Source organism: Teichococcus deserti (assembly GCF_001982615.1).
GTDB lineage: Bacteria > Pseudomonadota > Alphaproteobacteria > Acetobacterales > Acetobacteraceae > Pseudoroseomonas > Pseudoroseomonas deserti.
This window is the reverse complement of sequence record NZ_MLCO01000401.1, coordinates 1-1,741: the sequence shown is the minus strand read 5'-3', so window position 1 is coordinate 1,741 and position 1,741 is coordinate 1. Positions and strand designations below refer to the sequence as shown.

3 protein-coding genes are annotated in these 1,741 nt (G+C 73.6%); all 3 read left to right on the top strand.

Annotation, left to right across the window (positions count from 1 at the left end; translation table 11 throughout):
* Positions 1-255 (top strand): oligopeptide/dipeptide ABC transporter ATP-binding protein (locus tag BKE38_RS28045; RefSeq protein WP_367596457.1); only part of this gene is annotated, 255 nt, incomplete at its 5' end.
* A complete protein-coding gene (locus tag BKE38_RS28040) occupies positions 252-1,322 on the top strand; it encodes an ABC transporter ATP-binding protein (RefSeq protein ID WP_076960448.1) in 1,071 nt (356 codons plus the stop codon). The genes BKE38_RS28045 and BKE38_RS28040, both read left to right, overlap by 4 nt.
* A partial coding sequence (locus BKE38_RS28035) for an ABC transporter substrate-binding protein (RefSeq protein WP_242662603.1) occupies positions 1,319-1,741 on the top strand: 423 nt, incomplete at its 3' end. The genes BKE38_RS28040 and BKE38_RS28035, both read left to right, overlap by 4 nt.

Below are 1,741 nucleotides of genomic sequence, written 5' to 3'. Positions count from 1 at the left end.
CCCGAGCATCCCTACACCGTCGGCCTGCTCGGCGCGGCGCCGCGGCTGGCCGGCGGGCGGGGGCGGCTTGCCAGCATCGAGGGCACCGTGCCCGATCTGATGGCACCGCCGGGCGGCTGCCGCTTCGCTGCCCGCTGCCCCTTCGCCGTCACCCTCTGCCACCTGACGCCGCCGCCGCTGCGGACGCTGGCCTCGGGCCACCAGGCCGCCTGCCACCGCGCGCCGCTCTCGGCCATCCTGGGGGAGGCGGCATGAGCACGCCCATCCTCGAGCTGTCGAACCTGAAGAAGCACTTCCCGGTGCGCGACGCCTTGGGAAGAAAGCGCGGCGCGGTGCATGCGGTGGATGGCGTGGACCTTTCCATCCGCGCCGGCGAGGTGCTGGCGGTGGTCGGCGAAAGCGGCTGCGGCAAGTCGACGCTGGGCCGGCTGATGCTCGGCCTGATCGAGCCCGATGCCGGCGAGGTCCGCTTCCGCGGCGAGGCGCTGGGCAGCCTCTCGGCCAGGGCGCTGCGGGCGCGGCGGCGCGACATGCAGCTGATCTTCCAGGACCCCTATGCCAGCCTGGACCCGCGCATGACCGTCGAGCAGGCGGTGGCCGAGCCGCTGATCCTGCACCGCACCGTCCCCCGCGCCGACATCCCCACCCGCGTCGCCGGGCTGCTGGAGCGCGTCGGCCTCCGCCCCGAGCTGGCCGGCCGCTGGCCGCATGAATTCTCCGGCGGGCAGCGGCAGCGGGTGGCCATCGCCCGCGCCCTGGCTTCCGGCCCGGCGCTGGTCATCGGCGACGAGCCGGTCTCGGCGCTGGACGTCTCGGTGCAGGCCCAGGTGATCAACCTGTTGCAGGGTCTGATCCGCGAGCTCGGCCTGACCTTCGTGCTGATCAGCCACGACCTGGCCGTGGTCCGCCATGTCGCCGACCGCGTCGCCGTCATGTATCTGGGCCGCATCGTCGAGGCCGGCCCTGCGGCGGAGGTGTTTTCCAATCCCCGCCACCCCTATACCCGCGCCCTGCTGGCCGCGGTGCCGGGGCAGGGGCGTCCGGCGGCGCCGCTGGCCGGCGACATGCCGAGCCCGATCGACCCGCCACCCGGCTGCCGCTTCCACACCCGCTGCCCGCATGCCGTGGACCGCTGCCGGGCGGAGACGCCGCTGCTGCCGGCCGCGCTGCACGCCGCCGCCTGCCACCTTCAGGACAGCCTGCCCCCCGCCATCCCGCCGGCCGAGGCCGATCCGGGCGGCGCGCGGCTGAAGCGTCTGCAGGCCTTCTTCAACCCCGACACCCAGGCCGCCAGGCCGCATGCCGCCGGAGCATCCCGATGAGCCGACCTTTCCTTGCCGCCCTGGCGCTGGGCCTGGGCGTCCTATCAGGGGGCTTGATCTCGGCAGGGGCGGCCACCGCCCAGCCGGCCTCGCAGCTGCGCATCGGCCTGCGGGAGGACCCCGACATCCTCGACCCGACGCTGGCCCGCACCTTCGTCGGCCGCATCGTCTTCGCCAGCCTCTGCGACAAGCTGTTCGACATCAACGAGAAGCTGGAGATCGTGCCCCAGCTGGCCACCGGCTATGCCTGGGAAGACCCGAAGACGCTGCGCATCACCTTGCGCGCCGGCGTGACGTTCCACGACGGCGAGGCGATGGATGCGGAGGCCGTGCGCTATTCGCTGAACCGCCACCTGACCCTGCAGGGCAGCTTCCGCCGCAGCGAGATCGGCACGGTCGAGGCCATCGAGGTGGTCGAC